The following is a 26,705-nucleotide window of genomic DNA, read 5'->3' as shown; positions in this document are numbered from 1 at the left end:
ATCATAAAACCCGCTGGTCCAATTTGGACCGAGCGGGTTTTATGTGGTTTGGGCTGGGCTGCGACTGCAGCCTCAAATGCAACTTCAACTTCACTCAGGGGCATCTCAGATGCTTTCAACTTCCTTTATTTACTCTACTACTAATTCTACTTTTACTACTACAGCAACTTACTACTTCTCTAGCTCATTAACTTCAACTTTTCTTCTCCAACTAAATTCTACTTTTACTACTATTTCTATTATTACTAATATTGCTTTACCATTTCTTACCATTACTCACTATTACTACTTCTACTTCTACTTCTACTTCTACTTCTACACCACAAGCTCCCCAGCCGCTCCCTCCGCACCTCAACAAATTTAACTGGATTTTAAGTAGCTAATATTGTTGATTTTCACTCACACGCGTGAATAACTGGATTTCCTGTAGGTAATTCCCGCCCAAATCGGCATTATCGCAAATCCCAGCCATTTTAGCTGTACTTTTTCCATCTATTCGTCTGATTCCATGAAATATCGCTGAATTAGCTGTATGTTTTCCATTTAGTTGATACCACAAGCCACTCAGCTACCTACTCCCCTGCAGCCTCCTGACTACCACTCTCAGCAACTAAGCCTTGTACGCATCCATAAAGCCCTGAACAAAACGGGGATCCCACTGGCTCCCCTTCCCGTCCGCGAGAATGGCCATCGCCTTCTCGACTGGCATTCCTTTCCGATACGGACGATCGGACGTCATCGCATCGAACGCATCGGCCACCGCAATGATGCGGCCGAACACTGGGATATCCTGGCCCTTCAGGCCATCCGGATATCCAGCGCCGTCGTAACGCTCGTGGTGCGAGCGCACGCCTGGAAGCAAGGGAGCCATCGCCTCAGCAGGCTCAATCTGTTTCAAAATCGATTCACCCAGATCCGGGTGACGCTTGATTTGCTCGAATTCCTCGTCGGTTAGTCGGCCATCCTTTAACAACACCGCATCGCGCACGCCGATTTTGCCGATATCGTGCAGCAGCGCTGTTTTGTACAACCAGTCAAGCTCCTGTTCGCTCAGGTTAACCGCTTGTCCAATTAACAAAGAGTACTTGGCGACGCGCGTTGAATGCCCTGCCGTGTACGCATCTCGCGCATCTAGAGCTGCCGCAAGTGTAGCGTAATAGCTTTGCAGGAGCTGATTGTTCATTTTTTCACKGGCATCGAGGCCCTTCACCATATGGTTAAAGCCCGCAATCAACCGCGAGAACTCATCCGAGTATAAGTCAGAGGCCCTTACTTTGAGATCACCTGACTGCACTTGCTTCATCACGCGATGTAAATCCTCAATAGGCTGTTGAATATCACTAGCCAGCAGGCGTGCTCCCAATGACGAGAAGCCAACGCCCAGCAAAAGAATAATTGCCGCCCATTTCCAATAATCAGCGATCAACTGGGACGAGTCTACACTTGTGCTCAACCGAATTTGCGTTGCTAAGCTAAAAAGAAATAGCGGCATCGTGCCGATGAGAAACGCACTCAGCTGAAACTTGCGCTGAATTGACACGATGACGCGTCCATCCAACGAGACGTCCTCCCCATGAGACTGCTGTCCTAACTCACGTATATGGATCAGCATGGGCCGAATGGCTTGCGCCGTCGTAAAAAACTCAAGCAACGCATGCATACTAGCAATCAGTATGGCACCAATGCCCGCCAGCCCAATGTAAAAAGCAGGCAGTGTCAACCACCCCCACGCAATCCCTAAGCTCGCCATGGTCATTGCTGGAATCGACAGCCCCAAAAAGTGCGGCCCCATGATCCGCATCACCGATAAAGCTGGAAAGCGATGCGTCTGTAAATAGGCTGCACGAATAGCTTCCAGCGATGGMTTCTCTTGCCCCATCATTTCGCGAATTGGCCCAATATGCCTCCGAAATACCAGAAACTCCGCAAACATCATGACACATAACGATAAAATCATAATAATTAATAAGCGGAACAATTCAACGCCCGATATCGTGAGCGTCGTCGAAATAATGACCCCGCCCACAACAAGCACAGCAATACCCGAACCCATCATATAATTTCGTAAAAGATCACGTAGAAATTTCCTATATATCAGCATACAACACCCGCCTCTATCAAAAACTTTCTTCACTGCGAAGTTGACTCGCGCCCCCTCTATTGTACCGTAATCTGGCAATTCCCGCTTGATATCTCTAATAGAATCGACTAACTTGCTAGCTGTTCTGGCAAAAGGAAAAAGCCACACTCTACAGTTAAGAGTGTAGCTTTGTTGTTCGATCCGCGCCCGCGCAGCCCCTCGCTACCCTTCCCGCTTCAACGTCGGGTCAGCATCATTTCCAAGGAACGCGCGTGCTAAGTCGGTCACGCTCTTGCCTGTGAGCGTCTGGGTGATCTCCGGCACCTGCGCGATCATTTTGGCAATATCGCCGGTGATACGGTTGACGCCAGATGTCGAACCGTCCTGTGAGATCACGGTGATCTTATCCACGTTGCTCAGCGGCGCCGCTATTTTCTCCGCCAGCTCCGGCAGGATGCGGAGAATTTCCACCGTCACCGCCGCCTGCGTGTACTGCTTGTAGGCCTCGGCTTTCTTCTCTAGCGCCTCTGCTTCCGCAAGCCCTGCTAGGCGCACAACCTCCGCGTTCGCCTTCCCTTTGGCGAGCTCCGCCTCCGCCGTGGCTTCGCCGCGCTTTCTCGTCGACTCCGCATCCGCCTCAGCCTCAAGGATTTGCCGCTGCTTGCTCACCTCGGCGCGCATGATTGCCGCCAGCTTCTCCGCTTCGGCTGGTTTAATAACAGAAGCCTCGAGCTCCTTCTGCTTCAGCTCGACCTCGATCTGGCGAACGGTTTTGTTCGCCTCCGCTTCCATCTGACGGATCCGTACCTGCTCCGTCACGAGTTGCTGTTGAATTTGCTTTTGCTTCAATTCATAAGCCAAATCCGCTTCCGCCTGACGACTCGTCGTCTCCTGCTTGAACTCTGCTTCCTTCATGCTGAGCTCCTTGCGGTACTGGGCTTCCTTCGCCGACGCCGCGCTCTCCGCTTCAATCGTCAGTTGATGGGCTTCCGCCTTGCGAATGGCCGACTCCTTCTCCGTATCCGCCTGCCGGATTTGAATATCTCGCTCGACTTCCGCTTTGGCAATGCTCGCGCTTTTGCGAATCCGCTCCACCTCAGGCACACCCAAATTCTCGATGTATCCTTGATCGTCCGCTACCCGTTTCAGCACGAAGGAAATGAGGTTGAGTCCCATTTTATCCAAATCCTCGGAACACGTTTCCCTCATCTTGCTGTTGAGCTCATCCGGGTTCTTGAGAATCGATTCCACCGTCAATTGCCCGACTAATCCCCGCAAATGCCCTTCTACAGAGTGCAGGATCATCGCTTCCCGCTCCGCCATCGAATGATCAAGGAATTGCTCAGAAGCCGTTGCGATCGCGATCGGATCACTTTGGATTTTGATCTGAGCGACAGCTTCAATTTTGAGACGAATACCTTGCAGTGAAAACATCGGCTGGTCTGGCTTCACGTCAAAACTCGTGAGCATCATCGAGATCGTTTTGTAGCTCTGAAAACCGGGGATGACGAACGTCCCGCCGCCTTGCACGACTCTTTTGCCCCCTAAACCAAACACGATCATCGCCTCATTCGGCGGTACTTTCTTATACGCTTTTACAATCGATGCTAGTAAGATAAAAACAACAACCACAATGGCAACAACCATGATAAGCACTGAATACATCATTCCTGCCTTACCTCCCTGTCATTCCTCTTTATTGTTTGAAGCAAAAATGGGCTACTCCAATTCACTAAATTCCGTCACCGTAGCCACACCTTTGCTCATGTTCAAAATAACAACCTTCGTCCCTTTCGCCAGGGACTCGCCATTCTCAGAACGAACACCGATGGAGCGCGTGGTTCCTTGGAGCACATACACCATTTCACCCATGCCTTTGCCCCTAATCGGAACTGTAAGCTTCCCCAACTGACCACTGAGCTCAAAATCGCTCTCCTTCATACTGTCATCATGCTTATAAATAACCTTCGCATACAAAAGAAAGAAGAGCCACGCCATCACTAACCCGGCAGCAATCGAAAAGAGAAGAATCAGTAAACCGCTTGTCATGCCAACTTTGTTAAGGATGTACCCCATGCCTCCGAACACCGTCAAACCCGCGAGCAATGAGGACATATTGAACCAAGATGGGCTGCTATGCCCGTGTCCATGTGTACCACCTGCATCGCCATGCAGCTCAAAGCTGTCCACACCGAAAAGTGTGATGAGCAGCGTAAGTACGAGACCTACCAAAAAACAAACAATAAACATCGTCATCATCAGCTTTACCTCCCACATAAATGTAGACGAAATTGGGAATAAAAGGTTTCGTTTCAAAGAAAAATCCCTTTGTATCGCATAAGGAGGAACGCAATTCCCCCTCATTAATTTTAAACACACAAAACGCATCCTTCTCATACTACTTGCGTATAATCATTCGATGACTTATCGTTAAATCTATTAAAACAAAAGGAGTAGATTATCCCATGCATTCAAAAAAATGGACTTGGTTAATTTCGGCAGCGCTGGTAATCATGATGTTGACGCTAACGGGTTGTCAATCAATACAAGGTTTGGAACTGGCGAAAGCCGTTCAGAATGGCGCGAATGTGAAGTCTTCCGAGTCGAAAGGTACTTTGCAGCTTGAGCTTGTCCCAGGCGATACGTCTAAGCTATCCGCGGGGGAAAAAGCCGCACTTGCAGCCCTGAAGGATGTGAAGATTGAGCTCGCAGTAAAAGCGCAGGACAGCCAACGTCTATCTGCTGAAGGGAAGATTATTTACAGTAAAGGTACTATCCCTTTCAATGTTGCCATGGAGGGTACGAAGGTCAACCTTAGTATTGAAGGTGCGAAACAGCCGATCGTTATTGATCTATTAGGCGGGGCTAATATTTCTTTCTTAAGTTTCTTACCTAAGTCCATCCAAGAACAATTCGGTAATAAATTACTTGAGATTAAATCAGGACTCATTGAACTTATTTTAGCAAATAGCACGGATCCTGCTAATCTAGCGATTACTTCGGTAACTGATAAAGTCAATAATGAATCGCTTTCGTTGCAAAAAGCACATATAGAGCTTAGCGGCACGGAATTAGCTTCCCTTCTGCAAAAGCTGCTAGCTAACGTTCTTGCCGACGAAGCTGGCCTCAAAAAAGTGCTTAGCCAATTGTACGATGCACTTGCTCCTGTGATTCAAGAACAGATCGCAGCTGGAGATAAAAGCATTACTTTGAGCCTGCTAACGAATAAAGATCTGACGCTTGGCTTTGTGTACTCCCCGATCCATGATTTCTTAGCGGGATTGGCGGATTCCATTGATCCAACGAAAGATATGTTTAGTGCGAAGGCATCGCTTCAAGCAGATCTTTTCATCGATAGTGACAAGCAAATTCGTAAGCAGAACATTGCGATCAACATGCCAATGACAGAATCAAACAATGGCGCTTCCGCGATTAAGATTTCCTATGTGAGTGAATCTTGGAATCTAAATAAACCGGTTACGGCTAGCAAGGTAGATACGGCCGGTGCACTTCAACTTAAACCAGATGCTACGGCAATCTTCAGGGTGCTTGCTACTTTAGATAAGCAATCCACGCTTTATAAAATGCTTAAAAACGATCTGCAAGTAACGAAAAAAGATATCAATATGGTTACCGACGGGTCTGGGGCTAAAGACGACGCGCCTCAACCATTCATTAATGCCAATGGCACGACGATGGTCCCGGTTCGCTTTGTTTCCGAACAGTTAGGTGCTGAGGTTGGCTGGAATGGTGATCTACGCCAAGTTACAATTACTGATTTCCTCACGGGGAAAACACTCCTTTTGACATTGGATAGCAAAAACGCAACTGTAAACGGCTCAGCTGCTCCTGAGCTGGAGAGTGCCGCTACATTGTCCGACAACTCAACGTTTGTCCCTATTCGCTTCATTGCTGAACAGCTTGGTTGCGTCGTTTCGTTTAACAATGAGACGCGTGTCGTCACGATCCACCGCGACTAAGTAATTTCTGAATAGGCGATCACCCTTTTCGTAGAGCTGAATAGTCTAGTAATGAACCTAGGCAGAAAGCCTGCTGCGAGTGCGCAGCTGAACGAGAAGGAGTGAGCGTTTATGTATACGAACCCTATGCATCCGCAAGGACCGCAAGGTCATCATGGGCACCAAGGACCTCATGTGGTGTACCAATCTGAGCCCAACTGGCAGCACATGATGAAGCACAAAAGAGACGCAGTCATGCATGCACTGCATCCACACATGGGCCGTAAGATTCGGGTGACAACAATTGATGGGCATACACATGAAGGTGTTCTTATTAATGCAGATGGTCATCACATGTATCTGCATACGGACCACCATCATGGCCACCATCAAGGTCATAACAGACCGATCTATACACCAGCACAGTATAATCAAATTATAACGCTCGTGCTTTTTGAACTCTTGGTTATTCTCCTGCTTGCCTAAAAAACTGAAAGCTCGCTCCTCAAGGCCTCTTAGGCTAAGGGAGCGAGCTTTTTTTACTTATTGCTGGATGAAGCGTTGGTAGGAGGCCTGACAGTCCTCATAGAGCCTTCCCTCGTCTGCTCCCGTCAGGTTACCTTTCTCCACGACGATTCGGCCGTTGACGACCGTGTAGTCGACCGCACGTTTGAGGCCTACTGTCCCCAACCACGACTTAGCGTCCGTATGCGTTCCGACCGCGTCTATCTGATCAACGCGCACCATGAACAAGTCTGCTGATTTGCCTACCTCCAGCGACCCAATGTCGGATCTACCCAGGATCTCAGCTCCGCCCCTCGTCGCTACTTTCAATAGATCATATCCGATTGGCGCAAATGCGCTGGATTGAAGCCTGTGCAGCAGGTAGGCGATGCGAAGCTCCTCCAGCAGATTCGAGCCATCATTAGAAGCGCTGCCGTCGACAGCCAAACCAACTGGAATGCCCATCTCCAGCATCTCCGGTACTCTGGCAATGCCAGAGGACAGCTTCATATTGGAAATGGGACAATGGGCGACGCCGGTCTTCGTCTGCGCGAGCAGCTTCATTTCATCATCGTTGAAATGAATGCCATGCGCATACCACACATCGGAGCCTACCCAGCCTAAGCTTTCCATATAGGCGAGTGGCCGCATGCCGAATCGTTCGAGCGTATAGGCTTCCTCATTCTTCGTCTCGGCGAGATGCGTATGGAGGCGCACGCCCTTGGCTCTAGCCAGCTTCGCAGATTCGAGCAAGATATCTGCGGACACACTGAACGGCGAGCAAGGCGCGAGTACGACCTGCCGCATCGAGCCTGCGCTGGCGTCGTGATACAGGTCAATAAGCCGCTCGCTATCCGCGAGGATCGTGTGGATGTCCTGCACGACGCTCATTGGCGGCAAACCGCCCTGATCCTTGCCCAGCGTCATCGATCCTCGCGAAGCCACGAAGCGTATGCCTAGTCGCTCAGCGGCTTCGAACTGTTTATCGATGAAATGCGCACTATGTTGCTCAGGAAACACATAATGATGGTCAAATACGGTCGTACAACCGTTCTTCATGAGGTCGGCAATTCCTGTTAGTGAACTGTGATAAACAGCGTCCGGCGTCAAACCTTTCCAGATCTCATACAGATAGCGGAGCCAGTCGAATAGCTCAAGCTTCTGCACCTGCGGCAGGTTACGTGTAAACGTCTGATACAAGTGATGATGAACATTAATGAGGCCAGGATACACGAACATATTGGACGCATCAATCAGTTGCGTGGAGGCATCCTTCGGAGATAACCCCTTCCCCATCTCTACAATGTGATTGCCCTCAATCAGCAAATCCGCATTCTCCAACACGCGGTCTTCTGCATCCACCGTTACAATCGCTTTCGCATTTTGAATCAAGATGGAACCCATCTCTTCAGCCTCCTCAAATAGAATAAGGGAACCAAAAAAATCCTAACCACAAACACAATATACGCATATATTGTGTTCGTAGTTAGGATTTAGGTTCCCAGTAGAGCCCCCGAACCAAATTATCGAGGTTATACGAACTATGAAATTTTCGCAAAGCTTTGGTTAAATTTAGGAATAGTATAGAGCACTTCCTAAGGTAGCGTCAAGAGCTTATCGCTGTCTGAAAATAACTTTGATGTTTTTTCAGAAAAGTGGAATAAGCTTCCTGATTAATGGATATATTATCAAAGCTGCGTTAATGATTAACAAGCTCTCTGGCAGGAATCACTTCCGCGAATGAGAAGCGCAGGCACAAATTATCTTTGGAGGTTTATGAACACATGGAAACAGGTACAGTAAAATGGTTTAACGCAGAAAAAGGATTTGGATTTATCGAAATGGAAGGCGGCAATGACGTATTCGTTCATTTCAGCGCCATTACAGGAGAAGGTTTTAAAAGCTTGGATGAAGGCCAACGTGTGCAATTCGAAGTTGTTCAAGGTAACCGCGGACCGCAAGCTGAAAATGTAGTCAAGCTGTAGTCCTTCATCACATATTGCTTCAACTGCTTGCGCGTCAGAGTCAATTATGACAAGGAGGAGTTCGATTGTACTTTTCAAAAAAATCATTGGAACCAGTACCGGAGGAACAAACCAGCATCTGGACCTGCAGCACTGATCAGTGCTCTTGCTGGATGAGAGATAACTTTTCATTCGCGGATAGTCCTGTATGTCCAATTTGCAATTCATCCATGGTCAAGGATTTAAAGATGCTCCCAACCTTATCGAACACAAGCAGCAGGCGATGAATCCGGCACCCAAAAGCCCCTGTCTCCATTGGAGACAAGGGCTTTTTTTCGATATAGGACTATTTCATAGGAATCCACTTATATTATCGTTCGCTGAAATGCTTCGCCCTGATACATCATCAAGGTATCTTCCTCACTCATATGAGGCGTGGCTAATACGAGAATTTTCCCCCACTCCAGCTCAGTTATGAGTCTGTCCGTCTCCGCTTCTGGCACGCCGAGCGCCAGGATCTTCGCTCTCAGCTCCTCGCCACGTGATCGGAACAGATTGGCGATCGACGTGAACAATCCTTCTTCGGCCATCGAAATCTGCTCTGCACCCGCATACTCCGCGACGTAATTAGTACCTTCAGCACTGTGTGTCAGAACATAAATATGATCCTTTTTAAAGCCTTCGTTATGCAGTTGTTGTACCTTGTTCTGCGTATCCTCAAGACTGGATGTCACACTTACTCTGGTATACGTCGTACTCATGGTAATTCCTCCTCGTCAATGGGTTTTATAGGGTGTATCCGTGTTACCTTGAGTTCGTTGCTCAGGTTACATGCTCACTAGAAACGTTGACGTCTTCCGAAAATCAGCGATACTACGAACATAATAAGGAAGACGAAGAACAAAATTTTGGCGATACCTACTGCTGTTGAGACAATCCCAAAGAATCCAAAAACACCTGCAACTAGCGCAATTACAAGAAACGTCATAGCCCATCCTAGCATACCCAACACCTCTCTCTTCCTTTTCGTTAGTGTTTATCTTGCTATGCCTTCTATTACCCAGACCAGCAAAGGTTGAAACAGGCCTTTAAACGAATTTGATCAAAAACGACTATGCTGTCAACTAAGAACGTGTACGTTATTCTAGAGGTATGACATCTAAGCATGCATGTGTTTGTGGCCTAGGGGTAAGCGAAGCTTACTCTTTATTGAATAAGACCGGATGAGCTAGGGTGAACGAGTTGGAGTTGGAGTTGAGGTTGAGGTAGAAGTAGAAGTAGAAGTAGAAATAGAAATAGAAATTGGAGTAGAGGTAGATATAGCAGTTGGAGTATGGAGTGCTGAAAGTTTCGTAAACTCTCCTGTGTTCCAGATGAATAGATGGATTTCCTACAGTTAAATCATGAGTTTTTCTGATCAAACGCTGAATAGATGGAAAACCTGTAGTTAATTTCACCCATTTTACCCAAGCTGATCAAAAGAGGCCGTTTTACCTACATGTTTTACAGTTAAATCGAATTTCCKAGAGAATCTCGAATAAATAGCTGTATTTTTTCCAGTTATCCCCCCTCTCTCATCCCCGAAAAGAAAAAAAGCGCCCCCGCCACATACATGGTTTTGGGGACACCTCTTCGATAACAAGGCTATGATTTCTTACGGTATATACGCTCATGTGGCACAAAATCATCATAGTGCACACCCTCAGGCACGTGGAGAATATACTCTTTCTTCCCGAGACCCAAGTAACCTTGCGGGGTTAAGCTGCTGTAAAACAAACTGTGCACCTGCTGCTGCAGTTTCGGATCGAAGTAGATCATCACATTCCGGCAAAGTATCACATGGAACTCATTAAAAGAGCCGTCTGTCACCAGGTTGTGCTGGGCAAACATCATGTTTTCTTTCAGCTGCGGTTTAAAATAGGCATACTGATGATCCGCCGAGTAATACTCCGAGAATGCTTTGGTGCCGCCAGATTCCAAATAATTCGTCGTATACAGCTGCATCTGCTTCAGCGGGAAAGCGCCTCTTTGCGCCGATACAATGGCTTGCTCATTCATGTCAGTGGCATAGATTCGCGTCTTCTCTGCCAAGCCCTCTTCTTGCATGAGAATCGCCATTGCATAGGCTTCCTCGCCTGTAGCGCAACCTGCGTGCCAGATACGAATCTCCGGATAATCCCGTAGTTCCGGCACGACTTGAGTGCGGAAAGCATTGAAGAAGCTCGGATCTCGGAACATTTCTGTCACGCGAATCGACATATCGCTTAACAGTTTATCTACGAATTTCGGCTCATGCAGTACTTTTTCCAGAAGCGCTGTTATCGTTCGCAGTTTTTCCATCTTCATTCGATTCAGAATACGTCTGCGTAAAGAGGAGCGCACATAATGTCGGAAGTCGAATCCGTACATTTGATATAAACCCTCTAGGAGCAGATTAATCTCAATATTTTCCCGCTCATCGTCAGGCGGCTCTTGGGGCTCGTTCCATCCATCCTGAGGATCACGTGTCAATGCTTCTTCACCTGCTTCGTAAGCCACACTCGCATCAGCGAGAAGAGCTGTTCCATCTGCAACGGCTTCGTAATATAGTCCGATGCTCCCGCTTCGAGACATTTCTCTTTCTCGCTCTTCATCGCCTTCGCTGTCAGTGCAATGATCGGTACATGGCGCAACTCCAGACCTTCCCGTATCTCTTTCATGGCGTCGTAACCACCCATAACTGGCATCATGATGTCCATTAATACCAAATCGTAATCTGGCTTCACAGTTAACAGTTCGATGGCTTCCTTGCCATTCTCGGCGACAACGACCGTTACCCCCTTTAATTCCAAAGCGCTGACGAGCGCAAAAACATTACGGGCATCATCATCGACAAGCAGCACTGTCTTTCCTTCGAACAGTTGCGCATCCGTGTGGATCGGCTCATCTAGGGACGGCCCAGCTTCGCTAAAGAAACTCTTCGAATAGGAAGATCCTCCCTTATACGAATTCTCTTGCTCACTTGAAGCCGCAATCTGATCTTGTGCGAAGGAACTACCAGGGTGAATCAGGCCTTCCTTGCCGTTGGGAATATACAGGGTGAACGTAGAGCCTACCTGCAGCTCACTCTTCACAACAATCGTCCCCCCAAGTAAGCGAGTAAACTCGCGGCAAATAGATAATCCCAGCCCAGTCCCGCCATACTGACGATTAGTTGTACCATCCACTTGTTGGAACGCTTCGAAGATAATATGCTGCTTATCGATTGGAATCCCAATACCCGTATCTTTAATCGAGATGGCAAGAACCGTTTCCTCTGGATCTCGGTGGAGAAGTTCTTTAATCCGCGCGGATTCCGCAAGCGCTATTCGCATGGAAACGGACCCTATTTCGGTAAATTTAAACGCATTCGACAACAGGTTCTTCAGAATTTGTTGCAGTCGTTGACCATCCGTCACGATGACAGACGGCACATCAGGCTCAAGAATAACATGGAAATCAAGCGCCTTCTTAGCGGCTACCGGTGCGAACATAAGCTCCATAGACTGCGGTAACTCCGTCACATTCACTTCTTCCTGCATAATCTCTATTTTCCCAGCTTCAACCTTGGATAAATCCAGAATATCATCGATGAGCGACAGCAAATCATGACCCGCGGCATTCACCACTCGCGAATACTCCACAACCTCGGACATTTGCATGTCTCCGTTACTCTCTGCTAGCATTTGCGAAAGAATCATGATGCTATTCAGCGGTGTTCGTAATTCATGGGACATATTAGCCAAGAAGTCGGACTTGTACTGCGAACTTGTCTTTAACTTCAAGGAATACTCTTCGAGTTCATCTTTGGCCTTCTCGAGCTCCGTCGCTTTCTGCTCGGCAAAATGGTTCTGCTCCTCCAGAAACTCATTCGTCATCCGAAGCTGCTCTTGTTGCATCTGCAGCTCTTCCGACTGCGTCTGAAGCTCCTCGGATTGAGCTTGCAGCTCCTCCGTCAGCATTTGCGACTCGGAGAGGAGTCGCTCCACTTCCATACGGCTGCGCACACTCGTAATCGCGGTCCCAAACTTCTCTTGCAGAGAGTCAATCAGAGTCAGATGCTTCGACTCAAATTGATGAAGGGAAGCTAATTCAATAACAGCCTCCGTTCTTCCATCAACAAGAATGGGTGCGACTAGTAAGCTGCGCGGCGTTGAAATCCCGAGACCTGACGTTATTTTCACATGATTATCAGGCAGGTTATCCATGAGGAAGATTCGCTTGTCGATTGCACATTGTCCAACCAAACCTTCACCTGATTGAAAACTTGCACTTGCATGATCTTGTCCAGAAGCGGCGTATCCTGCAATTTTGACATAAGAAAGCTGCCCCCCCTCATAATGTTTCAGGTAGACAACGCCATAACTGGCCTCTAACATGGGAGCAAGCTTCTGAATAAAAGCCTCACTCAGCACAGTTATATCACGTATACCTTGATACAGGGTGGACACCTCGGTAATACTGGATTGAATCCAGCTCGTTTTCTCCAAACTCGCCAATAGCCCGTTCGTGGCTTCGGCCAGCTCACGAATCTCATCATTCGTCCTCACTTCAATCCGTGAGGCCAGATTGCCCTCCATGGCCGTGATATCACGAATTTTCCGTGTAACTTGTTTGATCGTGTTTGTTATCGAATTCGATAGAATCAAAGCTACAACTATAGCAATAATCGAAATAAGGCCTAAAATAGTAAAAAGAACAACTCTAAGATTATAGTTGCTTTTGGAGATTTGCTCGACTCTTGTGGAAGTAAGCACTTTCTCTGTGACGAGGAAGGTATCCAATTGCGTCCGCAGCTGATCCATCGTTTTTTTGCCTGTATTCTGCTTAAAAAATTCATTGATAGCAGCCRTATTGTTATCTTTTTTCATACGAATAACGTACTCTCCGCTAGTTTTCAACCAACTCTTAATGGTCTCTTCGATCCCCTCCAGGCTTTGCATTTGGGAGGGATTATCACTGATAAGTTGATGAATATGATCATACGTCACCTGCCAGTTGCGACTGCCTTCATAATAAGAGTCAAGATACTGTTCATTACCTGTAATCACAAAGCCACGCATGCCTGTTTCCATATCAAGTACGTTTTTCAGTAAACTATGCAACTGATCATGTACGTCCATATCATGCGAAGAAACATAGCTAACTTCTTTCTGCAGATCGGTCACGCGACTACTTACGACCAAGAGTGCTAGACCAAGGCAAATAAGAATGAATACATAGCCAAGCATAATCTTGGGTTTAATTTTAAGAAGGGAAGTAAACATAGGAAAGTGCCTCCTGGTACAGTTGGTAGAAAATGTAAGAATATTACATTATACAAACCTACTATACCACATTTTCATCCCCCCTAGCAGGTAGCTAACCTCTATACTTTCGATGTTAAGGCTGTTTTTAATTTCATCATCGCCCTCTTCTGAATACGAGATACACTCATCTGAGAGATGCCTAGCTGATCTGCAATATGTCGCTGGGACTGCCCCTCTTGGTAGATCATCCCAATGACGGTACGTTCCTCTTCCTTCAAACAATCCATAGCTTCAGCAAGGTCCATACGGTGTTCTATGGCTTGATAGTCATCAGAGGTACCTGCAATCATATCCCCAATCGTGGCCCCATCCCCCTCACTTGTGAGCGGGGTATCAAGGGATGTGTAGTGATAATAATCGCGGCCGGCTAAGATTTCCATGGTTTCTTCAGAACTCATCTCTAGATAAGCTGCTATTTCCTCCACATTCGGCGAGCGCTCCAGCTTAGCCGTCAGTTCGTCCAACGCACGCCCCATCTGCGCTCCCTTTTCCTTAATACGTCTCGGAACTTGTATGTACCAGGATTTGTCACGCAAATAATTTTTGAGATGACCGATGAGGCTTTTCATCGCATAGCCTTCAAAAGGCACTTCCATCGCATGGTCATACTGCGTAAACAACCTGAGCATCGACATCTGACCAACTTGAAAGAGGTCTTCATAGAGGTCAGGGCGGCTTCGCGACATTTTGGCTACTGCCATTCGAACGATCGGTTCATAGTGTAAGAGCAATGCGGTAGCTGCCTCTTGACAACCGGTTTCCTTATAAATCTTCTTCTTTTCGTAGATATCATATAAAGAGTCGGAGGAAGAGACAGTTCCCTTCGCATTCATACAATCTCCTCTTTTCTATACACCTGCTTGGTCAGAATGACCTTCGTTCCTTGGCCTCCGCGAGCAAACACCTGCACATCATCCATTAAAGCTTGCATTAGAAAGAGACCGAGTCCCCCGACCGAAGCTTCTTGAATCGATTTGTGGTGCAGCGTTAATTCTTCAGGAGCCGTTTGAACATAATGAAAGCTATCGCCTTCATCCTTCACCGTTATTTTCATATAGCCCTCGCTAGGCTCAAATTGAATCTCTACGATGCCCGGCTCCCCCTCTGCATAAGCATGAAGAATGGCATTATTGCAAGCTTCCGCGACAGCAACTTTCATATCTTCAATATCTTCAAAGGAGAAACCGGCTTTGGTTGCAACGCCGTATAACGTGAGTCGAACAATATCCAAATATTCCGCTTGTGCAGGTATGGTCAGGCCAATGTATGGGCTCATATGATTTCTTCTTTCCTTTCAGTTACACGTTGATTTTCTCTTAAGCTGCCATTGTTATGCAAGTAACTGGAAACGCCAGTGATATCGAATAATCGTCTAACTTTAGCTGGAATATGGTCGATCTGGAACGCTGCGTGCATAGCAGCCCTGACTTTAATCGCGGAGACGATGAGCCCTATTCCCGTGCTGTCTATATATTTTAACTCCTTTAAATCTAGGACGAGTGCCTCTTCCTCTTTTCTAACCACCGAGTCCAGCACATTCGCTAGCGAAGACGCTGCAGAGAGATCGAGCTCCCCACTGAGATATATCCTATTTTCTTTCCCATCCGACTGTTTATAAAACATAAATTTACGTATAGCGTTCACGTGATGACCCCTCCTATTTAATCGTACCGGCTTGCGGTGATGACTTCTTCACTTTGATTTTATCCCAAATCTCGAGCGTCATGGTCGCTCCTTGCAGAATAGCCTTCAACTTCCCATTCAGCGGGGATGTTTTCCCAGACGTTTCTATTGGCTTGACAGAAGCAATCAGGGCTGAAGCTGATTGTTTAACGGAAGAAGATAGCTCATGAAGTACTTGACCAACATCCTGCACCGTTCCAAAAAGATGATTAAGTGTGGAAAGTTTCATTCGCATATCGATCGCAACCTCATTCGTATTGAGAATGACATCCTTCACATCAGAACTGATCTCCGTCACTTCATTTTTCATCTGTCCCATTGTTGAGGTTATCTCATCAAGGGAATGCTTCAAGGATTTTAAGGTTTGGATCAAATAAAAAACCAGAAACACAAACGCAACTGCTACAACACATACACTTATTTGAAGCAACATGGGAATCCCTCCTATTGTGCCTTGTTATTACGTAGTTACCCAAGTTAGAGAAAGTTGAAACACATGAGGCACAAAATATGTTCATCTAAAATTAACTGTTTCACTTCGCCCTCGTAAGGGTACTTATTTCTTGTAGACACAAATAAATCAATTAAGTGGAGGAATGATCATGGTGAATACGACTACGATAACGAAGGCTAGCCCGCTAACAGACATGCTCGATAAACAGGTCGCCAACTTCTCAGTACTCTATATGAAGCTGCATAATTATCACTGGTATGTGAAAGGTGAGAATTTCTTCACCCTACATATCAAGTTCGAGGAATTGTACACGGAAGCCACACTCCATTTGGACACGATAGCAGAGAGAATGCTTTCTCTACGTGCGATCCCGACTGCCACCCTGAAAGAGCATCTGCAAATGGCTTCAATCAAAGAAGCCAAGAAGACGGAAAGTGATGCTAATCTCATGGTGGAACAACTCGTTGATGATTTCACTATGTTATGCTCCGAATTGACCGAGGGGATCCAGCTGGCCGAAGACCAAAAGGATCAGCCTACAGCCGATATGCTCATTACCATCCGCTCCTCCTTGGAGAAACACAGTTGGATGCTAGCCGCCTATCTCGGCAAATAGGATAGGAAAGAAAAACCACGGTTTGGCGGTTATTCCGTCATTCCGTGGTTTTTGCTGTGAACATATTTAACTAAAGTAACCTCGGTGCCACCGCTTGTGTCGACCAGGACTTCATCCATTAACGCTTCCATCAGATAAATGCCCAGTCCACCCGTGCTAAGCTCACTCGGCATCGTCCCCGCGAAGGGACTCGTTTGCCGGCTTTCCCTAGACGCCTCGTAGCCAGTACCGTTATCCTTTACCTTCACCCGAAGTGCATCATCGCTAAGTTCATAACTAATGTCGATGTGACCGCTGCCATCTTCGGGCTTCGCATGCAAAATAGCATTATTACAAGCTTCAGATACGGCTACCTTCATATCTTCAATGTCTTCATATGAGAAGCCCAGTTTCGTTGCTACACCATACAAGCTAAGTCTTACGATCTCCAAATGCTCCGCTGCTGCTGGAATATGTAAGCGAATGACCTTCATACGCTGCCTTCGATCCCTTCATTCAGAAATCCAGTAATCCCCGTCAAATCAAACAACTTCCTTATCCCTGGCGGAATATCATGAACGGCGAATGGCGCTTTGATTTCATCGCGAATTTTCAAGGTAGATACCACAATGCCAATCCCCGTACTATCGATATAGCCTAAATGCTTCAAATTGAGAATTAATGCCTTATCTTCACGATGAATGACGGCCTCAAGTGCCTGGCGAAAGGCCTGTGCTGCTGCCAAATCAAGCTCCCCACGCATCATGAGCTGTATTGACTTCTCTGATTCTTCAAGATCAATTTGAAATCTTTCTGAGGACATAAGCCACACTCCCTAGTCATTATTGTCTAAATCCTACCAAGACCACTGTTAGTATTCAAGTTTCATTGAATTGTGCAAGCTAGGAGGCAGAGATCATGACTAAGCACATGTCATCCTGCGAAGGGCCGTTCATCGTTGTAGGAGTAAGCCTTTCGACTAGTCCTTCTGGGTCGTGACCATTCATATCCTGGAGGCTGCCCTTGATTTGAGCCATACCATCATGCTCCTCATCTGCGATCCATTCCGTCAACCCATCCGTATATAAGACAATCCGAGCTTGTTTCTCGTAGGTCGCGTACCCTTTGGTAATCTCAATCCCTTCAAAAAAGCCAATTGCACAGCACCCTTCAGAGAGCAGCTGCACTTCGCCATCGAGCACAGCAACGCCTGTTGGATGGCCTGCATTCACATACTCAATGGTACGCTGCTCGGTATCAAGGACCAGATAGATCGCGGTAAAGTAATAATTAATAAGACTATCCGTGACATGGAGCTGATTCATTCGCCGATTAAGCTCTTGCATCACTAACTCAGGATCGCCTTTCCCCATGATCGTATCCTTCAATGCCGAGTAAATGTACATACATACTAAGGATGAAGAAATACCATGCCCCATCATATCGAGCAAAATAATGCCATACCGATTTGGCCCAATCGGGTACCACGCATAAAAGTCTCCCGCCAGCTCTGACGATGGCTTATACACAGCTGAAATCTCGATGTGCTCATTCTTCAGCGGGTGACTAAGTACACTAAGCTGGACTTGTTTGGCCAAATCAAGCTCATACTTAATCCGCTTATCTCGCTCTTTATGCCAATCCTTCTCCTGTTTCAAGCGAAGAGTTGAACGAATCCGCGCCAGAAGCTCCACCTTGTTAATCGGTTTCATCACATAATCGAGCGCTCCTGCATCCAATGCCTCCGCCAACTTATTGGAATCCCCCATCGCCGTTACGAAAATGATCGGAATATCCCTTAACCGCTCATCAGCTTGTACCTTACTACATGCTTCTACCCCATCGATTTCCGGCATCATCATATCCATAAGGATCAGATCAACCGTTACTTCCTCCTGATCGGGCGTATCCATACCAAGCAAGTGATAGAGCTCTCTTGCCGAAGATAGCGTAATTAAATCCGTGTAGCCGGCTTTCTCCAAAATTTTTTCAATAATTAATAAATTCGTCTTATTATCATCCACAATGGCAATACTCATCGCACTAACCCCTTTCGGGTAAATAGGAACAGAGTCCCATAGGTATAATCTATCACATATACTCTATAACCCTATCGCAAACAATTCAATCAGATAATGAAGAATTTTGTCTATATCAACCAAATATCCCCATTTCTCAAGATGTAAATAAACATTGCAGGGTAACATTTGTACTTTTCCTGTTTCAATATGTTTCTAAACGGGTACATCCCAGTATGGACGTGTAACAAACACCAAACCCCAAACTAAAGGAGAGATGACGTATGAGTGAAGCAGTCGAGACGAACAAAGGTGGATTATTGTTAGGTCTAGTGATTGGTGGTGCTGTCGGCGCGATAACCTCATTGTTAATTGCCCCTAAAGCGGGGTCGAAGCTGCGCAAAGACCTCTGGAGCACCTATCGGACCTGGCAGGATAAAACGAAAGAAATCGCCTCCACTGTATGCGAAAGTTCAAAAAACCTTGCAGACACCGTTAGCCAAAAAACAGAGGACATTGTCGATACAGCCAAAGAAAAAACAGAGAACCTTGTCGATACAGCTAAAGAAAGTCAGCATCGTGTCACAGACTCGATCCAGGCAGCGAAAACAACCTTCCAAAATAATTAACACCAGTTGTACTGGGGTCGTCCCCAATAAAGGAGTGCTTTTCGATGGACAAACATACCTTGCATCAACAATTAACTGACCTTGGACTTGAACGTATGGAATACGTCGAAAAGTCCGTATACCGTATTGATATCTATAACGATGCCACCTCAGCGGCCTATCCGCTGACGTTAACCACGATAACCTCAGAGCTTGGGAATACATCCGTGCATTTCCATGAGGCTGATTTTGCAGACAACCAATTCGTTCCCCTTCAAGTTCGCCGAGCCGCGCTGGATAAATTAATTGAGCTTGAGCAGATCTGTAACGGATCGACCGGTAAATCCATTGAAGAAGCCAACAATGGCTCTATGGCTCAAAATATGGATGAAATGAAGAAACTCGGGAACGAAATGAAGCATATGAAAACCAATAGCGAGCTCATTGAGAACGATATGGTTCCTGATCCGATGCAGAAATAGGTTGGAGAGGTGGAGAGACTAGGCAGAGTCGGAGAGATGCAGAATAGTTGCGATTAAGCGTACATGGGCAAAGATGCAAAAGAGCACGCATTTTCGAGGAAACCCGCTTAACATAGGCAAATACGTGCGAAAGTGCAACCTTTAGGACCGAAAAGGCTCCAATAGATGCATGCTGGCAGAAATAGTTGCCTATTTGCACGCATGTCAGATTAGGTGCTTCATTCGATAAAAAAGAGTGTACTTTTGCAATTCTCATGCTTCACAACTGTATACATCAAGAAGAGGGTATCCCGCCACATACGTGGCTTGGGGATACCCTCTTCCCTATGTTCCAGCCTTATGCCTTCGGATGCACCATATCCGCTGGCTTCACGTAGCTGTCGAATTGCTCTGCCGTCAAGTAGCCGCTGCGCATCGCTGACTCCTTCAGCGTCAGCCCTTCCTTATGCGCTTGCTTCGCAATGCTGGCTGCCTTCTCATACCCGATATGCGGGTTGAGCGCCGTAACCAGCATAAGAGATTGCTCGAGATTGCGCTGAATCACCCTGCGATTCGGTTCCATGCCCGCGAGGCAATGGTCATTGAACGAGCGCATGCTGTCGGCCAGCAGTCGCACAGACTGCAGGAAGTTGTGTATGATTACGGGCTTGAACACGTTCAGCTCGAAATTGCCTTGGCTAGCGGCGAAGCCGATGGCCGCATCGTTGCCCATCACCTGGCACACGACCATCGTCATCGCTTCGCTCTGCGTGGGGTTGACCTTGCCCGGCATGATCGAACTGCCGGGCTCATTCTCCGGAATCGTGATTTCACCGATTCCGCAGCGGGGGCCGCTCGATAGCCAGCGAACATCGTTGGCTATCTTCATTAAGTTCGCCGCCAGCGCCTTCAGCGCGCCGTGGGCGTAAACGATCTGATCATGGCTCGTCAGCGCATGATACTTGTTCTCCGCCGAGACGAAGCGCGTGCCCGTCTCGCGAGTCAGGGCTTCGGCGACGCGGGCGCCGAATTCGGGATGCGCGTTCAGCCCCGTGCCGACGGCGGTGCCGCCGATCGCGAGCTCGCGCATCGTATCCACGGCGCTGCGCACCATGCGCGACGCCATATCCAGCATCGCCCACCACCCGCTGATCTCCTGACCCAGCGTCAGCGGGGTCGCGTCCTGCAGGTGGGTGCGGCCGATCTTGACGATGTCGGCGAAGGCCGACATCTTGGTGTGCAGCGTCGCCTGCAGCCCCTCCAGCGCAGGCAGCAGTTCTTGCTCTACCGCGATGACACCGGCAACGTGCATCGCGGTCGGGAACGTATCGTTCGAGCTCTGCGAACGATTCACATCATCATTGGGATGGATGCGCGAAGCGCCATCTCCGAGCAGTTCGCTGCCGCGGTGGGCGATCACCTCGTTGACGTTCATGTTTGACTGCGTCCCGCTGCCCGTCTGCCAGACGACAAGCGGGAACTCGTCGTCCCAGCGGCCTTGTACGATTTCATCCGCCGCTTGCGAAATCGCCTCCGCTTTCTCCGGCGGCAAGCCGCCGAGGTCGCGGTTAACGTGAGCAGCTGCTTTTTTGAGCAGCGCGAAGGCACTTATCAAGCGAGGCGGCATTCGCTCCGTGCCGATTTTGAAATTTTCGAAGCTGCGCTGGGTCTGTGCCCCCCACAACTTATCCACAGGCACTCTGATTTCCCCCATGGTATCACGTTCTATGCGATAGTCTTGTGTCATAATTTCCCTCCTTGGTCCTGTCAGACTACTTCTATTTTACTTAGTACTGTACCCACTACTACCCAAACTTGGGTACATATAAACACGCCTCGCATAGTTTCCCCAAATGTTGGAACCTTATGAGTCACTGCTGGTTATCCCGCTAGCAGGAAAGTTATAATAGGTAGACTACTCATTACAAAGGAGATCACTTATATGGAAACGAAGTTAGCGATCATCGTTCGCTCGACTGAAATTGATGTGAACGGACATGTAAATAATGCGAAGTATTTGGAGTACCTCGAATGGGGACGTGAAGAGTGGTATGAGACGTGTGAGCTATCTTACGAGACTTTCGGTGCCCTCGGTATTCAGACGGTAACTGTTAATATCAACATTAATTACCGAAAAGAGTGCAAGCAAGGAGAGCACCTGACCGTGAGTTGCCGCCCTGAGAAGATTGGCAACACCAGCTATGTGCTTCATCAGGAGATTCGCAATGAGCAAGGTGAACTTTGTGCAGATGCCCTTGTGACCAGCGTGACGATGGATAGCATAACGCGCAAAAGCCGGGAAGCCCCGGCGGCATTAAGGAAGTATTTTATTTAATCGGCCTGCCCCCAGCGAAGGGCGCGTTAGCGGGCAACTCCCCAGTGGCGGCGCATCCGGAATAAATACAGTCAGTTTCCGCATGAAATAACAGGACTCTGGAAAATGAAATCTAATAATTGAGTCAATGTTAGAGGCACAGCAGGAACCCCTTGTATCCAAAAGGAGAGCTGCCCTGCAATAGAGTCTCCATTACATGCGTTTGCAGCATCTCCAAATTAGTTGTAATTATGCATCATACAGCAATGCCATTGGCCAAATTTGCATAGGCAATCACATACCACCTGTGGATAACTTTTGGCCGATCGGTGTCGGAAGTCCGTCCATGCTCGTCATATTTTTCTTTTGCCAATAGGCGTGCAATCCTTCATCCCCTTGCTTCGCTGCCCAATTTTGCAGCGTATTCCGCTCACCCTCATAGGTGTAAAAAGGAACGCTGAATCCGCAGGATGACTTCACCTCGTGAATGTCAACGACCATGATTTGCCGCACCCCTGGCAGCAATTCGAACTTCGGCGCCAACCGATCCCACTCGTCAGATCCAGACAGTATCACACGGCCTTTGCCATACAGCCTGATAATCTGAGGCGGACCTTCGATAGCCATGAACATGATGGTGATGCGGCCATTTTCCGCAAGATGCGCGCTGGTTTCATTCCCACTCCCTGTTAAATCCAGGTAAGCCACTTGATTGACCGATAGAATCCGCAGCACATCGTGCCCCTTCGGCGAAATATTGACATGCCCTTCCGCTGATAATGGTGCTGAACCAACGAAGAAGATATGTTGCTTGGCGATAAATGCCTCATGCTCCGGTAACAGTGCCTCGAACGATTTTCCCATGTCACACTCACCTCTTTCCATTTTCTACTATTATGCGCCCCTCGACTCTATTTGTGAAATACATTAATTAATCCTATTCTATAGGTTTTACCTATAGAATGGCGTGTCCGTGATTGATCATATCCTTATTGATAACTTTTACATATTTCTGGAATTCTCAGGTTAAAGTAAGGAGAACTGATGATGAAGGAGGGAAAACGCGTGAGACAACATCCATCGATTGAAGCGGCAGAGCCCTATTTCAACCAACTGTTCTCCGAGCAAAGCGACTTTCAATCGAAACAATTACTCATTGGAGGAACAGTCTTTAAGCTGTTCTATTTCGACACGTTGGTCGATTCAACTCTCGTTCAAGATTTTATTCTGAAGCCGCTGTTTCTCCGCCCTCCGGATTCTGTCCGTGATGCCGTGACGATTCTCGACTATGCTGAAACGGAGCATTTGGAGGAAGCGGTTCAAGCCATTTTGTACGGTAAGGTCGTACTGTACCAAGAGGGAGACAGCAAACTTTACCTGCTTGGGGTGGATTTAAAGAAGGAGCGCTCCATTAATATCCCGACCAATGAACGGGTTTTACGCGGTGCGAATGAAGCGTTCATTGAGAATATAGATACCAATATCAACCTGATGCGCAAGCTAATCAACTCTACGGAATTCGTCGTCAAAACCTATACGATTGGGCGGCTCTCACGAACGAAGGTAGCTGTCATGTACATCAAGTCAATTGCGCAAACAGCGATCGTAGAGGAAATAGACCGACGGCTTACAAGCATTGACATTGACTATGTCGAGGCGCCAGGATTCATCGATGAGCTAGTCCGGGAGAAGAAATTCAGTCTATTTCCACAACTGCTCATTACAGAACGTCCAGACCGCGCACGCGCTTATTTAATGGAAGGGAAAGTCGTTATTGGAACAGCAGGGTCACCAGACACAATCATCCTACCGGTAACGTTTTGGTCTTTCTTTCAAAGTCCTGATGATTACCAAATCAGTTGGCTGATCGGCACTTTTCATCGCCTTTTGCGCATTATCTGCTTCTGTCTTACGATTAGCTTGCCTGCCGTTTATGTGGCAGTCAGTGCCTTTAATCCACAGCTGCTACCCATCAATTTCGTTAACACGTTGCAAAGTTCACTGAAATTCGTCACGTTCCCGCCGGTTCTCGAGACGCTCTCGATGATGTTCATGCTTGAAATTTTAAGAGAAGCGACCATTCGGCTAGCGAGTCCCGTGGGTCAAACGATCGGCGTAGTAGGTGGTATTGTAATCGGAACGGTGGTTGTGCAGGCCAATTTGGTTTCCAATACCATTGTTATCGTAACGGCTTTAACGGGACTCGCCTCCTTTGTTCTGCCTTCTTACGAGATGAGCAGTGCGGTTCGCCTGTTAAGCTATCCTGCGCTCCTGCTTTCCTCCATGTTCGGCTTATTTGGCCTCGCCTTCTTCTTCATGATGATTTGTATCCATCTGTGCCAAATGACAACACTAGGACTCCCTTACTATACGCCCCCCTTCTCCTTTCGTGATACGAAGGATACGCTGTTTCGGGCACCGATTTGGAGCTTGCGTAAGCGCCCTCTAGGCACGGTTGCAAGCAATCGAATAAAGATACGAAATCCAAGGAGTTGGAAGCGTTGAGAAAGGAAGAGACCATCTCGGGAAGACAACTGATCTCGCTAGTTGTTATGGTTCAACTCGGAACCGAAGTCTTATCCCTACCTCATGTTGAAGCTGACGTTGCAGGCAAAGATACATGGCTGGCTGTCTTGCTGGCTGGACTAGCCGCACAAGTAGGCATCATATTGCTTTGGTGGCTTGGCAGCCGATACCCTACGCGTAACTTTTATGCCTATCTCCCACTGATTGTAGGTAAACCGATTGGAGCAAGCATCAATTTGATTTTCGGATGCTATTACACCTTTTCCGGCCTCTTGTTGACCTTACTTTATAGTGACATTTTAAAAAGGTGGCTGTTTCAACTCACGCCTAGGTGGGTTCTCATTCTTATGCTTCTCCTTGTGTGCGGTTATGCGGCTACGTCAACGCTGAGGCAGCTTGCTAATATCTCGCAAACCTTTATGGTGTTTGCTTACATCAGCTTTTTGCTAATCGTATTTAGCGGATTCTACGGTCTAGATGTGAGAAACTTGCTGCCGGTTTTGCAAGATGGCTGGTATCCGATTATGAAGGGCGTTTACACCGCATTTAGCGCTTATGTCGGTTATGACCTGCTCCTTTATGCCTACCCATACGTACAGACCCCAAGCAAAAAAAAGCTGCTTCTTTGGATGTCACTGGCGAACGCCTTCACTGGCGTGTTCTATATTGCCGTTTGCCTGATCTGCTCTATGAAGTTCAACTTAACTCAGCTTACGCTTATTCCAGAACCCATCATTTTTATATTAAAGAACTATCAAATCCAGATCTTGCAGAGCATTGACATCTTGTTCCTCATCTTTTATGTATGCATCGTATCGGCAACGGTCTATGTGTATTTCTTCATGGCTGCTAAAGCATTCGTACATTTACGCAGTCAAGGTTTGGGGAAGCAGCATGTATGGGTATGGACGATGGTTGGCGTTTGTCTGATTGGAGGTTTCTTTATGAGGAAGCGTAACGACATTCTGCAGTTTTCCTCGATTCAGGACATCGTGTCCATCACCTTGGTCGTCGGTCTGCCAGTCATTCTCCTCATCATTTCCGGGCTGCGTGGCGCGGGGAGGAACGAGATATGAAGAGAGTGATTGCTTCATTTTTCATCTGCCTGCTGCTGACAGGATGCTGGGATGAATTACAGCTAAAGAAGCTGCTTTTTGTCGATGTGGTCGGCGTAGATTACGAGGGTGACAGTAAGCAACTTAAGGTCAGCTATGTGATTTCCTCGCTTCAGAATGCCAATCAGGGGGGAGGCAACCCGAACAATATATTCTTGGAGTCAACAGGCGATAACATCTATGACGCCGTGAGTAAAACAAATAAAGAATTTCCTGGCGTCCTCTCTGTACTGGAAACTAGGCTATTTCTCATAAGCACCCGATTCGCCAAAGATCAGCCGCTAAACTATCTGAATATTACGAGCCAATTTATAGCCAATCCGTTATACGGCTATCTTGCGATATATGACGGCGATCTTTCGAAGCTGCTGAATAAGAAGAGGATTAAAGACCAGACCTTATCGGAATTTCTCGTAGGCTTATTAGAAGAGGATGAGGAGAAGGGCAAAATCCCTTCACACAAATTAGTCCATTTTATACTTGATGGAGCAAGGTTCAATAATGACTTCGCACTTAATCGGTTCGAGCCTTATGAGAACGGGGTTCGTCTAGCTGGCACCGCGTTGTTTCGAGAAGGGAAGTATACCGGCGTCAATCTGAATGATGAGGATACCCAGCTTGCCATTCTGCTGGATGGCACATCGGGCAAAAACCAGCTGATCGCAGGTAAATTGGAAGGAGAGAATTACTCAGCTCTGGTGCAAAGCGCCCATCGAGATTTCCATATTAACGAAAAGGACAATCGTCTTCATGACATTGAAATCTCCTTAAACCTGGATCTTAAATTAATCGAAGCAGGACTTGATTCTAAAAAATATACGAAAGACATACTCGCAGAGCTCGAAAAGCAAATCGCAGCTGATATAACGACAAAGGTGTCTAACGTGATTGCAACCTTGCAGAAATCGAATTGCGATTACCTACAGCTTGGACATGAGGTTTCAGCCTATCATCCAAAGTTGTTTATAGGCATGGCGTGGTGGCGTGAGCAGTATCCAAAGATCACGATTTCACCAAAAGTGAAGGTCAAGATTCTTAACACGGGTATTTTGGACTAACGTCAGTAAAAAACTTGCGTTATATTTGCATATTTTCCC

General features: G+C 47.2%; 28 protein-coding genes and 1 riboswitch. Of the genes, 11 read left to right on the top strand and 17 right to left on the bottom strand.

What is annotated here, in order from left to right; translation table 11 throughout:
• Positions 1–610 precede the first annotated feature (610 nt).
• The 3 genes from AB4114_RS25485 to AB4114_RS25475 all read right to left on the bottom strand — a co-directional run bounded on the left by AB4114_RS25485 (position 611) and on the right by AB4114_RS25475 (position 4,339).
• Positions 611–2,101 carry an HD domain-containing phosphohydrolase gene (locus AB4114_RS25485; protein WP_441990970.1) on the bottom strand — a complete coding sequence of 497 codons (1,491 nt, stop codon included), beginning with the start codon at positions 2,099–2,101 and terminating at the stop codon, positions 611–613.
• 201 nt (positions 2,102–2,302) lie between these two features.
• Entirely contained in the window at positions 2,303–3,748 is a 1,446-nt protein-coding gene (locus AB4114_RS25480; RefSeq protein ID WP_441990969.1) for a flotillin family protein, read from the bottom strand.
• A 51-nt stretch (positions 3,749–3,799) separates the two neighbouring features.
• Positions 3,800–4,339 (bottom strand): hypothetical protein, encoded by a 540-nt coding sequence (locus tag AB4114_RS25475; RefSeq protein ID WP_441990968.1) that lies wholly within the window; start codon positions 4,337–4,339, stop codon positions 3,800–3,802.
• Positions 4,340–4,545: 206 nt separating this feature from the next.
• Here AB4114_RS25475 and AB4114_RS25470 point away from each other — a divergent pair, with 206 nt between their 5' ends.
• Both AB4114_RS25470 and AB4114_RS25465 read left to right on the top strand, forming a co-directional pair.
• A complete protein-coding gene (locus tag AB4114_RS25470; RefSeq protein WP_441990967.1) occupies positions 4,546–6,060 on the top strand; it encodes a copper amine oxidase N-terminal domain-containing protein in 1,515 nt (504 codons plus the stop codon).
• A 111-nt stretch (positions 6,061–6,171) separates the two neighbouring features.
• Positions 6,172–6,525 (top strand): acetyl-CoA acetyltransferase, encoded by a 354-nt coding sequence (locus tag AB4114_RS25465; protein WP_441990966.1) that lies wholly within the window; start codon positions 6,172–6,174, stop codon positions 6,523–6,525.
• Between the two features lie 57 nt (positions 6,526–6,582).
• Here AB4114_RS25465 and AB4114_RS25460 read toward each other — a convergent pair whose 3' ends face one another.
• Positions 6,583–7,947: an 8-oxoguanine deaminase gene (locus AB4114_RS25460; RefSeq protein WP_441990965.1), complete on the bottom strand. Its 1,365-nt coding sequence runs from the start codon at positions 7,945–7,947 to the stop codon at positions 6,583–6,585.
• Between the two features lie 59 nt (positions 7,948–8,006).
• Positions 8,007–8,103: riboswitch (purine riboswitch) on the bottom strand.
• A 224-nt stretch (positions 8,104–8,327) separates the two neighbouring features.
• Here AB4114_RS25460 and AB4114_RS25455 point away from each other — a divergent pair.
• Together AB4114_RS25455 and AB4114_RS25450 are read left to right on the top strand one after the other, a co-directional pair.
• Positions 8,328–8,528 carry a cold-shock protein gene (locus tag AB4114_RS25455; RefSeq protein ID WP_028555458.1) on the top strand — a complete coding sequence of 67 codons (201 nt, stop codon included), beginning with the start codon at positions 8,328–8,330 and terminating at the stop codon, positions 8,526–8,528.
• Positions 8,529–8,593: 65 nt separating this feature from the next.
• Positions 8,594–8,794: a cold-shock protein gene (locus tag AB4114_RS25450; RefSeq protein ID WP_441990964.1), complete on the top strand. Its 201-nt coding sequence runs from the start codon at positions 8,594–8,596 to the stop codon at positions 8,792–8,794.
• Between the two features lie 78 nt (positions 8,795–8,872).
• On the opposite strand, the gene AB4114_RS25445 is transcribed toward AB4114_RS25450, so the two are convergent.
• From AB4114_RS25445 to AB4114_RS25410, 8 genes are all read right to left on the bottom strand, one after another.
• On the bottom strand, positions 8,873–9,268 hold the full coding sequence (locus AB4114_RS25445) for a general stress protein (RefSeq protein WP_171629954.1): 396 nt from the start codon (positions 9,266–9,268) through the stop codon (positions 8,873–8,875).
• A 77-nt stretch (positions 9,269–9,345) separates the two neighbouring features.
• Positions 9,346–9,510, bottom strand: a complete 165-nt coding sequence (locus AB4114_RS25440) for a DUF1328 domain-containing protein (RefSeq protein WP_171629953.1) — start codon at positions 9,508–9,510, stop codon at positions 9,346–9,348.
• A 641-nt stretch (positions 9,511–10,151) separates the two neighbouring features.
• Entirely contained in the window at positions 10,152–11,120 is a 969-nt protein-coding gene (locus AB4114_RS25435) for a CheR family methyltransferase (protein ID WP_441990963.1), read from the bottom strand.
• A complete protein-coding gene (locus AB4114_RS25430; RefSeq protein WP_441990962.1) occupies positions 11,015–13,792 on the bottom strand; it encodes a CHASE3 domain-containing protein in 2,778 nt (925 codons plus the stop codon). The genes AB4114_RS25435 and AB4114_RS25430 overlap by 106 nt, the downstream gene beginning before the upstream one ends.
• 101 nt (positions 13,793–13,893) lie before the next feature.
• Complete coding sequence (locus AB4114_RS25425; RefSeq protein WP_441990961.1) at positions 13,894–14,667, bottom strand: sigma-70 family RNA polymerase sigma factor; 774 nt, start codon at positions 14,665–14,667, stop codon at positions 13,894–13,896.
• Entirely contained in the window at positions 14,664–15,110 is a 447-nt protein-coding gene (rsbW, locus tag AB4114_RS25420; protein WP_441990960.1) for an anti-sigma B factor RsbW, read from the bottom strand. The genes AB4114_RS25425 and rsbW (AB4114_RS25420) overlap by 4 nt, the downstream gene beginning before the upstream one ends.
• The gene (locus AB4114_RS25415; RefSeq protein WP_441990959.1) at positions 15,107–15,478 is read right to left on the bottom strand and encodes an STAS domain-containing protein; all 372 of its coding nucleotides are present in this window, start codon (positions 15,476–15,478) and stop codon (positions 15,107–15,109) included. The genes rsbW (AB4114_RS25420) and AB4114_RS25415 overlap by 4 nt, the downstream gene beginning before the upstream one ends.
• A gap of 13 nt (positions 15,479–15,491) precedes the next feature.
• Entirely contained in the window at positions 15,492–15,950 is a 459-nt protein-coding gene (locus AB4114_RS25410; RefSeq protein ID WP_441990958.1) for a DUF948 domain-containing protein, read from the bottom strand.
• Between the two features lie 169 nt (positions 15,951–16,119).
• Here AB4114_RS25410 and AB4114_RS25405 point away from each other — a divergent pair, with 169 nt between their 5' ends.
• Positions 16,120–16,587: a Dps family protein gene (locus AB4114_RS25405; protein WP_441990957.1), complete on the top strand. Its 468-nt coding sequence runs from the start codon at positions 16,120–16,122 to the stop codon at positions 16,585–16,587.
• A 29-nt stretch (positions 16,588–16,616) separates the two neighbouring features.
• Here the strand turns inward: AB4114_RS25405 and rsbW (AB4114_RS25400) are convergent, their stop codons facing one another.
• From rsbW (AB4114_RS25400) to AB4114_RS25390, 3 genes are all read right to left on the bottom strand, one after another.
• Positions 16,617–17,060: an anti-sigma B factor RsbW gene (gene rsbW / locus AB4114_RS25400; protein WP_441990956.1), complete on the bottom strand. Its 444-nt coding sequence runs from the start codon at positions 17,058–17,060 to the stop codon at positions 16,617–16,619.
• Positions 17,057–17,389, bottom strand: coding sequence for an STAS domain-containing protein (locus AB4114_RS25395; RefSeq protein ID WP_441990955.1), 333 nt, complete (start codon positions 17,387–17,389; stop codon positions 17,057–17,059). Before AB4114_RS25395 ends, rsbW (AB4114_RS25400) begins: the two co-directional genes overlap by 4 nt.
• Positions 17,390–17,468: 79 nt before the next feature.
• Positions 17,469–18,605 carry a SpoIIE family protein phosphatase gene (locus AB4114_RS25390; protein WP_441990954.1) on the bottom strand — a complete coding sequence of 379 codons (1,137 nt, stop codon included), beginning with the start codon at positions 18,603–18,605 and terminating at the stop codon, positions 17,469–17,471.
• Between the two features lie 263 nt (positions 18,606–18,868).
• Between AB4114_RS25390 and AB4114_RS25385 the strand changes: the two genes are divergently transcribed.
• Both AB4114_RS25385 and AB4114_RS25380 read left to right on the top strand, forming a co-directional pair.
• On the top strand, positions 18,869–19,213 hold the full coding sequence (locus AB4114_RS25385; protein WP_441990953.1) for a YtxH domain-containing protein: 345 nt from the start codon (positions 18,869–18,871) through the stop codon (positions 19,211–19,213).
• Between the two features lie 44 nt (positions 19,214–19,257).
• Positions 19,258–19,674 (top strand): hypothetical protein, encoded by a 417-nt coding sequence (locus AB4114_RS25380; protein WP_441990952.1) that lies wholly within the window; start codon positions 19,258–19,260, stop codon positions 19,672–19,674.
• A gap of 337 nt (positions 19,675–20,011) precedes the next feature.
• Here AB4114_RS25380 and fumC read toward each other — a convergent pair whose 3' ends face one another.
• Complete coding sequence (gene fumC / locus AB4114_RS25375) at positions 20,012–21,400, bottom strand: class II fumarate hydratase (RefSeq protein WP_441990951.1); 1,389 nt, start codon at positions 21,398–21,400, stop codon at positions 20,012–20,014.
• Between the two features lie 195 nt (positions 21,401–21,595).
• Here fumC and AB4114_RS25370 point away from each other — a divergent pair, with 195 nt between their 5' ends.
• On the top strand, positions 21,596–21,988 hold the full coding sequence (locus tag AB4114_RS25370; RefSeq protein WP_441990950.1) for an acyl-CoA thioesterase: 393 nt from the start codon (positions 21,596–21,598) through the stop codon (positions 21,986–21,988).
• A gap of 273 nt (positions 21,989–22,261) precedes the next feature.
• Here AB4114_RS25370 and AB4114_RS25365 read toward each other — a convergent pair whose 3' ends face one another.
• Positions 22,262–22,831: a pyridoxamine 5'-phosphate oxidase family protein gene (locus tag AB4114_RS25365; RefSeq protein WP_441990949.1), complete on the bottom strand. Its 570-nt coding sequence runs from the start codon at positions 22,829–22,831 to the stop codon at positions 22,262–22,264.
• Between the two features lie 201 nt (positions 22,832–23,032).
• Between AB4114_RS25365 and AB4114_RS25360 the strand changes: the two genes are divergently transcribed.
• The 3 genes from AB4114_RS25360 to AB4114_RS25350 are packed head-to-tail and all read left to right on the top strand — an operon-like array spanning position 23,033 to position 26,666.
• Positions 23,033–24,472 carry a spore germination protein gene (locus tag AB4114_RS25360; RefSeq protein WP_441990948.1) on the top strand — a complete coding sequence of 480 codons (1,440 nt, stop codon included), beginning with the start codon at positions 23,033–23,035 and terminating at the stop codon, positions 24,470–24,472.
• Positions 24,469–25,569, top strand: a complete 1,101-nt coding sequence (locus tag AB4114_RS25355; RefSeq protein ID WP_441990947.1) for a GerAB/ArcD/ProY family transporter — start codon at positions 24,469–24,471, stop codon at positions 25,567–25,569. Before AB4114_RS25360 ends, AB4114_RS25355 begins: the two co-directional genes overlap by 4 nt.
• Positions 25,566–26,666, top strand: a complete 1,101-nt coding sequence (locus AB4114_RS25350; RefSeq protein ID WP_441990946.1) for a Ger(x)C family spore germination protein — start codon at positions 25,566–25,568, stop codon at positions 26,664–26,666. The genes AB4114_RS25355 and AB4114_RS25350 overlap by 4 nt, the downstream gene beginning before the upstream one ends.
• Positions 26,667–26,705: the final 39 nt, after the last annotated feature.

Source organism: Paenibacillus sp. 2RAB27, from assembly GCF_052115445.1.
GTDB lineage: Bacteria > Bacillota > Bacilli > Paenibacillales > NBRC-103111 > Paenibacillus_E.
The sequence above is the reverse complement of the archived record's forward strand: the minus strand, read 5'-3'. Positions and strand labels throughout refer to the sequence as shown.

Bases quoted from the DNA above. Each gene is read 5' to 3' on its own strand.
- AB4114_RS25480 (WP_441990969.1), bottom strand. From the start codon at position 3,748: ATGATGTATTCAGTGCTTATCATGGTTGTTGCCATTGTGGTTGTTGTT.
- AB4114_RS25380 (WP_441990952.1), top strand. From the start codon at position 19,258: ATGGACAAACATACCTTGCATCAACAATTAACTGACCTTGGACTTGAA.
- AB4114_RS25455 (WP_028555458.1), top strand. From the start codon at position 8,328: ATGGAAACAGGTACAGTAAAATGGTTTAACGCAGAAAAAGGATTTGGA.
- AB4114_RS25370 (WP_441990950.1), top strand. From the start codon at position 21,596: ATGGAAACGAAGTTAGCGATCATCGTTCGCTCGACTGAAATTGATGTG.
- AB4114_RS25440 (WP_171629953.1), bottom strand. From the start codon at position 9,510: ATGCTAGGATGGGCTATGACGTTTCTTGTAATTGCGCTAGTTGCAGGT.
- rsbW (WP_441990960.1), bottom strand. From the start codon at position 15,110: ATGAGCCCATACATTGGCCTGACCATACCTGCACAAGCGGAATATTTG.
- AB4114_RS25460 (WP_441990965.1), bottom strand. From the start codon at position 7,947: ATGGGTTCCATCTTGATTCAAAATGCGAAAGCGATTGTAACGGTGGAT.
- AB4114_RS25410 (WP_441990958.1), bottom strand. From the start codon at position 15,950: ATGTTGCTTCAAATAAGTGTATGTGTTGTAGCAGTTGCGTTTGTGTTT.
- AB4114_RS25445 (WP_171629954.1), bottom strand. From the start codon at position 9,268: ATGAGTACGACGTATACCAGAGTAAGTGTGACATCCAGTCTTGAGGAT.
- AB4114_RS25465 (WP_441990966.1), top strand. From the start codon at position 6,172: ATGTATACGAACCCTATGCATCCGCAAGGACCGCAAGGTCATCATGGG.
- fumC (WP_441990951.1), bottom strand. From the start codon at position 21,400: ATGACACAAGACTATCGCATAGAACGTGATACCATGGGGGAAATCAGA.
- AB4114_RS25475 (WP_441990968.1), bottom strand. From the start codon at position 4,339: ATGATGACGATGTTTATTGTTTGTTTTTTGGTAGGTCTCGTACTTACG.
- AB4114_RS25405 (WP_441990957.1), top strand. From the start codon at position 16,120: ATGGTGAATACGACTACGATAACGAAGGCTAGCCCGCTAACAGACATG.
- AB4114_RS25390 (WP_441990954.1), bottom strand. From the start codon at position 18,605: ATGAGTATTGCCATTGTGGATGATAATAAGACGAATTTATTAATTATT.
- rsbW (WP_441990956.1), bottom strand. From the start codon at position 17,060: ATGAAGGTCATTCGCTTACATATTCCAGCAGCAGCGGAGCATTTGGAG.
- AB4114_RS25395 (WP_441990955.1), bottom strand. From the start codon at position 17,389: ATGTCCTCAGAAAGATTTCAAATTGATCTTGAAGAATCAGAGAAGTCA.
- AB4114_RS25435 (WP_441990963.1), bottom strand. From the start codon at position 11,120: ATGTCTCGAAGCGGGAGCATCGGACTATATTACGAAGCCGTTGCAGAT.
- AB4114_RS25365 (WP_441990949.1), bottom strand. From the start codon at position 22,831: ATGGGAAAATCGTTCGAGGCACTGTTACCGGAGCATGAGGCATTTATC.
- AB4114_RS25385 (WP_441990953.1), top strand. From the start codon at position 18,869: ATGAGTGAAGCAGTCGAGACGAACAAAGGTGGATTATTGTTAGGTCTA.
- AB4114_RS25425 (WP_441990961.1), bottom strand. From the start codon at position 14,667: ATGAATGCGAAGGGAACTGTCTCTTCCTCCGACTCTTTATATGATATC.
- AB4114_RS25350 (WP_441990946.1), top strand. From the start codon at position 25,566: ATGAAGAGAGTGATTGCTTCATTTTTCATCTGCCTGCTGCTGACAGGA.
- AB4114_RS25470 (WP_441990967.1), top strand. From the start codon at position 4,546: ATGCATTCAAAAAAATGGACTTGGTTAATTTCGGCAGCGCTGGTAATC.